We start from the raw sequence: 7,319 nt of genomic DNA on the forward strand, positions 1-7,319 counted from the left end.
GTAAAACCATTATAATAAAATGAAATTCATATGAGAAAAAACGTAGAAGAGAAGAGTAATCAATGCAACGCGAGACAGAGACTCCGGTAGCTGAAAAAGGAGACGGGAACCATTGATGAAGATGAACTTGGAGTTTTTATTTGGTTGACGCTAAATAAACGGATGCGACCGTTACTTTCGCATGACCAATGAGGCACGCAATTTGTGCAAATTAGGGTGGTACCACGAATTTTCGTCCCTTTATCGAGTTACTCGGTAAAGGGGCTTTTTTTATTCTAGAAAGGAGCGACATGTGTGCCAATCATCATCGCTAAAGAATTACCAGCAGCTAAAATCTTAAAAGAAGAAACGATCTATGCTATCAAAGATCAACAAGCGCAACACCAAGATATTCGACCATTAAAAATCGGGATCATCAATTTGATGCCTGATAAGATTCAAACAGAAACCCAATTATTACGCTTATTGTCGATGAGTCCTTTACAGATCGACGTACGCTTACTCCGCATGACCAATCATGTCAGTAAACATACGAGCCAAGATCATTTGACGAAATTTTACGCGACAACCGAGGAAATGAAAGCCGAAAATCTTGATGGGTTGATCATCACTGGAGCACCGATCGAGCAAAAACCTTTTGAAGAAATCGATTATTGGGAAGAATTATGTGACATTTTAGAGTGGAGCCAAACGCATTGTACTTCCGTTTTGCATATCTGTTGGGGAGCGCAAGCAGCATTGTATCAGCATTATGGCATCCCAAAAAGACGCTATACTGAAAAATTACTTGGCGTCTTTGCTCAAAAAGTACAACACACACACCCGGTATTACGTGGATTTTCAGAGGAATTTTATTGTCCACATTCACGCTTTACCGGAATCGATGAAGACGCACTGATGGCGAGCGAGTTGCTCGTTTTGGCTCAAAACCAACAAACTGGTCCTGCAATCATTGCTTCACCAAATGGAAAGAATCTATTTTTATTGGGACATTTAGAATATGAAACCAAGACATTAGACCAAGAATATCAACGCGATCGATTACAAGGACAGGCAGTATTACCAGAAAACTATTACATACAAAACGATCCGCAAAAAGGTATCGTCAATACGTGGCAGTCACATGCCTCATTGTTCTTTTTAAACTGGATTCATGACACGTACCAACGCACACCATATGATGAAACAAAAATCGGACAAGTCGAATGTATTTTAACAGAAAACTAGGAGGAAGTAATATGGACAGTCAAACATTTATTGAAACGTATTATCAAGAACGTCAAAACAGTGATTCACTAAAATGGGATGCGCTTGTAGAGCGTTTTGGAGATAAAGATCTTTTGCCGTTATGGGTTGCAGACTCTGATTTTTCTACAGATTCACAAATCAAGCAGGCATTAGTCGAACGGATCGAACATGGAATTTTTGGCTACTCAACGACACCAAAAGACTATGTTGCTGCCTATCAAGGATGGTTAGACCGTCACGAAAAAACACAAGTAGAAGCAAAATGGCTGACCTTTTCGACTGGCGTCGTACAGTCGTTATATGATCTAATTGCCTGTTTTACGCAAGAAGAAGATGCCGTATTGATCCAACCACCAGTGTACTATCCGTTTTACAATGCGATCAATGATCAAAAACGTCAACTGATCGAGGCACCGTTAAAAAATGAAGCGGAACACTATACGATTGATTTTGAACAATTGGAATCGATTTTTGCCAATCAAGAAATCAAATTGTTTATTTTTTGTTCACCACATAATCCAGTAGGTCGTGTGTGGACCAAAGACGAAGTGACACGTGTCATGAGTCTATGCGAACAATACGGTGTGTTCTTGATTGCTGATGAGATCCATTCTGATCTTGTTTTAATCGATCGACCTTTTGTATCTGCTTTAACGATTGCTAAAGAAATTGGATTTACACAACTTGCTGTGTGCAATGCACCCTCTAAAACATTCAATTTTGCTGGATTATTAAATTCACACATCTGGATTATAGATGAAGATGTACGCCAACGCTTTTTCGACTGGTCTAAGGTCCATCGCCAAACGGAATTAAGCGTGTTAGGGCAAGTTGCAGCAAAAACAGCTTATGCTAAAAGCGATGAATGGTTGGCTAGCTTTTTAAGTGTTGTAAAAATCAATGAGCAGTATATCCGTCAAACGTTACGTGCCTCTTATCCGGATATTGAGATCGCTCCTTTAGAAGGAACGTATCTACTATGGATCGATCTTGCAAAAGTGTTACATGGGGAAGTGAAAACGCTCGTTCAAGACAAGGCAAAATTAGCAATCGATTTTGGGGAATGGTTTTCAAAAGACTACGCCACGTATATTCGCATCAATTTAGCGACAAAACCTGAGATCATCCAAAAAGCGGTTACTCAACTAATCCATGCAATCGATAAGGAGGCAAACATATGACACAACACGTAGAAACGATTTTAGCCCAATTAGGTAACCGTAAAGATCCTCAAACAGGTGCCATTAGCGCACCAATTTATTTATCAACGACATTTGCTCATCCAGCTTTAGGACAAAGTACAGGATATGATTATACCCGTACAAAAAATCCAACACGCGATATTCTAGAAGAAGGACTCGCAGCGTTAGAAGGTGGAAATCAAGCGGTTGTGACGAGTTCTGGAATGAGTGCGATCGCTTTGGTCTTTGATTTATTTGATAGTGGTGCTGTCTTTTATGTGTCACGTGATCTTTATGGTGGTAGTTATCGATTCTTTAATGAATTAGCTGCACGTAAACGCGCAACCTTTCATTATTTTGATAGTGTAACTGAACTTGAGGAAACGCTAACTGAAAAGGTGACGGCAATCTTTTTAGAAACGCCGACCAATCCGTTGATGAATGAAACCTCGATTGAGGAGGTAAGTCGCTTAGCCAAAGCGCATGATGCGTATTTGATCGTCGACAATACCTTTTTGACCCCACTGCGTCAACGTCCGTTATTAGAAGGTGCGGATATCGTCGTGCATTCAGGAACCAAGTATCTTACTGGACACAATGATATCTTAGCAGGTGTAATCGTGAGTAAACATCCTGAACTAGATGCGCGCTTGGTTTACTTAGCGAATACGATTGGCCCTTCTTTAAGTAATTTTGATTGTTGGTTGTTTATTCGCAGTTTAAAAACATTGCCGTTACGATTTAACCAACAAGAAGAGAATGCGAAAAAAATCGTCGCCGCTTTAAAAGAGCAATCTAAAATCAAAGCGGTCTATTATGCCGGGCAAGGGGCGATGATCAGTATCAAATTGCAATCGGCTGAAATGATCAAAGACTTTTTAGCTAAACTGAGCTTGATTTCTTTTGCGGAAAGTTTAGGAGGTGTTGAAAGTCTGATTACCTATCCAACAACGCAAACACACGCGGATATCCCAAAGGCAGAACGGGAATCTTACGGACTAACACCAGATTTATTACGCTTGTCTGTAGGTATCGAATACGCTGAAGATTTGATTTCTGATCTGATTCAAGCCTTAAATTAAAAAGAGGCTGTGACAAAAGTGAACAGATCAGAAAAATAAGCCGCCTTATTCCGATAATAGATGTATCTATTTCGGTAATGAGGCGGCTTATTTTTGAAGGAGCTATTTCTAGAGCATCGTTTATTCAGTTTTTAGAAAATGTGACAGACATTTGTCACACTTCTTATTTTATTTGATTCCTTGCATTTTTTTCGACATCCAAGGTGTTAACACAAAGACGATCACGGCAAGTGCGATCGCAATTGCACCTAGAAAACCAAAGTAAGTCGATTTAGACATAATTCCATATAAACGAACAAGTTGTGCGTTTACACCTTGCGCTGTAGCAGAAGATAACAACCAAAGTGACATCATTTGTGATTCAAATGCTTTTGGAGCAAGCTTTACAGAAACACTTGATCCAACAGGTGAAAGGCATAATTCACCAATCACACAGATCGCAAAAGAGAAGACGATCCATAGTGGATTGATCAACGTTTCGCTTCCCATTCCCATAGTTGGAATGACCATCATCAAGAAAGAAATTCCAGCTAAAAAGAGCCCTAAGGCAAATTTAATCGGTGTGGCAGGTGCGCGATTTCCGAGTTTTTGCCAGAACCATGAAATGATTGGGGCAAATAAGACGATCAATAATGGATTGATCGATTGGAAAAAGGCTGCCGGAATCGTATAGTCGATATTTAATAATGGATTTAGATCACGTTGCGTATTCTTATCGATAAAGGCACCTAAAATCGAAGAGCCTTGTTCTTGAATCGCCCAAAACATCACTGCCGATAAAAATAGCGGGATGTAAGACAGTAAACGTGATTTTTCGACAGTGGTCGTTTTTTTACTACTATACATTGATAAGAAATAGATAAAAGGTAAGAAAATTCCTAAACCAGTTACGACTAGTGAAAAAACATTAAACGTCAATAGATTGGTGAAATAGCCAATGACTAAAAGAATCACAACAATTGCCAAGACAATCAATAAGTTCTTTTTAAACCGCATTTTTTCAGCAGCTTCTAAGGGATTTGGAATATCCTTTCCGACTAGGCCAAGATTTTTTTTGTTGAAGATCACATAAAAAATCAATGCCAAGAACATTCCAAAAGCAGCCGCGCTAAATCCAGCATGGTAACCAAATGAAGTTTGCAAGTTCCCAACGATCAATGGAGAAATAAATGCGCCCATGTTGACAGACATATAGAAAATAACAAATCCATTATCCATCCGGGTGTCATTTTTGTCATATAGACCACCAACAACGTTTGAAATGTTTGGTTTTAGCATTCCAGTACCAATAATGATAAACAACATCGAAGCTAAAAACGTGACTACACCGCCAAAAGGCAGTGCTAAAAAGATATGTCCTAACATGATCAACACAGCACCATAAAATAAAGTCGTCCGTGAACCAAATACTCGGTCAGCTAACCAACCACCAATAATACACGTCATAAAGATCAACGCACCATACAAAGACATAATTGATTGAGCTGTCGTTTCAGCTAAACCTAATCCACCATTAGCAACAGAGTCATACATGAAATATAGCAAGATGGCACGCATGCCATAGTAACTAAATCTTTCCCAAAACTCAATGAAAAACAATACACCAAGTCCGCGAGGGTGGCCAAAGAAACCAGTTGATGGTACACTTTTGACCATTTCTTCTCTAGAATAATTCAAAAATTATCCCTCCTTTAAATTTTCACACAAGGGCTATTTTACGAACATAATGAATTGTAGTCAATTTTTTTAGGATCATAAATGCTAATTTGACTTCAATATGATAAAATCCTTTATTATTCATAATAATACTTGGTTTTTGATGAATATTTTTTCACCGTAATATATTCATTTTGTTATTTAACTACTTTTTAAGCTTAATGTTAACGGTTTCTTTAGGAGGTTCGTTAAATTTTTAAAAAACGTTCTTTTTCCGATGAAGAGTTTGTGAGAAAATAAGAAAAAAATAAGTAAGCTTTGTTATACTGATACTAACAAATTATTTAGCCTAGAAAGTAGGGATCTAATCAATATGTACTTTACGATCGATATCGGAACGACTGCAGTAAAAATGGCACTTTATGATCAAGAGTGCGTGACATTTACCTATCAAGAAGCAGTGGAGACTCATTTTGAAGAGCACGGAGTTGCCTATCAACATCCAGAAGAGATCAAGGCGATTATTTTACGAGGGCTGATGAAAAGTAAGCAACAACCAGTTACATTTGAACAAATAATTTTAAGTACGCCGATGCATACGTTGATTCCTTTACAAACAGATCCGCTGAGAATGTACATTTGGTCGGATCAACAAGCTAGCGTTACTGCAAAGGAGTTAAAACAAACTGAATTTGCAAAAACGTGTTATCAAAAAACGGGAACACCGATCCACCCGATGTCTCCTTTTTGTAAACTCGCTTCATTTAAAAGCGAAAAAGAAAATTGGTATGAATCGATCCATTACTGGGGGGATTTGAAAGCGTATCTCATGGACTGGTTGACTGGCCAATGGGTAACAGATTATTCAAATGCATCGGCTAGTGGATTAATGAATAGTGAGTTGTTTTGTTGGGACTGTGATATTTTGTCTTATCTGGATTTAGATCAAACACAATTGCCTGAATTAGCAGATACGACGACACAATTTACGCCACTTCCTACTATTGAAGAAAAAATCGGTCATAAATTTACAATTATGATCGGTGCTTCAGATGGATGTTTGGCTAGTCTTGCGGGAAAAATAAGCACAAAAAGTAATGTAAGTATCACCTTAGGAACAAGTGGTGCTGTTCGTGTACTAACGACAAAGCGTACACTGGATCCATTAGGACGTTTCTTTTGCTATTATTTAACCAAAGATCAGTGGGTCATTGGTGGCCCAACAAACAATGGCGGAAAAGTGTTGGAATGGATCGGCAAAGTGTTTTATGATTCTAAAGAACAATTGTATGCCCAACTACCTGAAGTTTTGGCACAAACAACACCAGGTGCTAAAGGCGTTTTATTTTATCCATATCTATTTGGCGAGCGTGCTCCGCTTTGGAGTGGCGATATTACAGCTGCGTACCAAGGGATTCGTTGGGAACATGAGCGTACGGATCTGATCCGTGCAGCGATTGAAGGTGTGCTGTTCAATTTAAATTTCATTAAACAACTGTTGATTCATGAAACACCATTATTGTCAGTTTCGGGTGGCTTTTTTCAACAGCCAGCTTTACTTGAGATCAGTGCAGCGATTTTTCAGACACCGATTTGTTATTCAGAACAAAATGAACCGACATTTGGTGCTTATTTGTTAGCAAATCGAAGTGTCGAGCAAGTCGAATTGCCAGAAATTCATCCAGTGAATCACAAATTGAGTGCTACGTATCAAACTGCATATACATTATTTAGTAGTGGTTTGACAAAAATAAGCGAACAGATTTAAAAAAGTTCGCTTATTTACTTGATTTAGTAAATATGACATGTTATGATACTTAAGTTGTTACAAGTAACCGAGCAATTCATTTGTTTGATAATTAAAAAAATGATTGACAATCATAACAATATAAGTTACGATGTAAAAGTTGCTGATGCGACAGATTAGACCTTTGAAAACTGAACAAAGCAAGCAAACGAACCAATAGTGTAAGGTGTTTCTATTTAAATAGAAGCAAAACAAAACAGCAAGCAGTAATGCGAGCGAAGTCAATTAAGAGCTTAACGATCGTAGATCGTTTCAAATTTTTTTATGAGAGTTTGATCCTGGCTCAGGACGAACGCTGGCGGCGTGCCTAATACATGCAAGTCGAACGCTTCTTACTTATCGAAC

Annotated in this window: 5 protein-coding genes, 1 rRNA gene and 1 other annotated feature; of the genes, 5 read left to right on the plus strand and 1 reads right to left on the minus strand. The window is 38.4% G+C overall.

What is annotated here, in order from left to right; genetic code table 11:
• The first annotated feature begins 34 nt into the window (after positions 1-34).
• Positions 35-243: a binding site (T-box leader), on the plus strand.
• Between the two features lie 51 nt (positions 244-294).
• The 3 genes from metA to QZ413_RS00395 are packed head-to-tail and all read left to right on the plus strand — an operon-like array spanning position 295 to position 3,511.
• Positions 295-1,227 carry a homoserine O-succinyltransferase gene (gene metA / locus QZ413_RS00385; RefSeq protein ID WP_297074483.1) on the plus strand — a complete coding sequence of 311 codons (933 nt, stop codon included), beginning with the start codon at positions 295-297 and terminating at the stop codon, positions 1,225-1,227.
• Between the two features lie 11 nt (positions 1,228-1,238).
• Positions 1,239-2,429 (plus strand): MalY/PatB family protein, encoded by a 1,191-nt coding sequence (locus QZ413_RS00390; protein WP_297074484.1) that lies wholly within the window; start codon positions 1,239-1,241, stop codon positions 2,427-2,429.
• A complete protein-coding gene (locus QZ413_RS00395; RefSeq protein WP_297074486.1) occupies positions 2,426-3,511 on the plus strand; it encodes an aminotransferase class I/II-fold pyridoxal phosphate-dependent enzyme in 1,086 nt (361 codons plus the stop codon). Before QZ413_RS00390 ends, QZ413_RS00395 begins: the two co-directional genes overlap by 4 nt.
• A gap of 168 nt (positions 3,512-3,679) precedes the next feature.
• On the opposite strand, the gene QZ413_RS00400 is transcribed toward QZ413_RS00395, so the two are convergent.
• Positions 3,680-5,167: a peptide MFS transporter gene (locus tag QZ413_RS00400; protein ID WP_297074488.1), complete on the minus strand. Its 1,488-nt coding sequence runs from the start codon at positions 5,165-5,167 to the stop codon at positions 3,680-3,682.
• Positions 5,168-5,540: 373 nt separating this feature from the next.
• On the opposite strand from QZ413_RS00400, the gene QZ413_RS00405 reads away from it, so the two are divergent.
• The gene (locus tag QZ413_RS00405) at positions 5,541-6,935 is read left to right on the plus strand and encodes a gluconokinase (protein WP_297074487.1); all 1,395 of its coding nucleotides are present in this window, start codon (positions 5,541-5,543) and stop codon (positions 6,933-6,935) included.
• A gap of 299 nt (positions 6,936-7,234) precedes the next feature.
• A 16S ribosomal RNA gene (locus QZ413_RS00410) occupies positions 7,235-7,319 on the plus strand; the annotation flags it as partial.

It is taken from the genome of uncultured Enterococcus sp., assembly GCF_913775425.1.
Classification (GTDB): domain Bacteria; phylum Bacillota; class Bacilli; order Lactobacillales; family Enterococcaceae; genus Enterococcus_G.

Excerpts from the sequence above, each read along its gene's own strand:
- QZ413_RS00390 (WP_297074484.1), top strand. The coding sequence starts at position 1,239 with ATGGACAGTCAAACATTTATTGAAACGTATTATCAAGAACGTCAAAAC.
- QZ413_RS00395 (WP_297074486.1), top strand. The coding sequence starts at position 2,426 with ATGACACAACACGTAGAAACGATTTTAGCCCAATTAGGTAACCGTAAA.
- QZ413_RS00400 (WP_297074488.1), bottom strand. The coding sequence starts at position 5,167 with ATGGTCAAAAGTGTACCATCAACTGGTTTCTTTGGCCACCCTCGCGGA.
- QZ413_RS00405 (WP_297074487.1), top strand. The coding sequence starts at position 5,541 with ATGTACTTTACGATCGATATCGGAACGACTGCAGTAAAAATGGCACTT.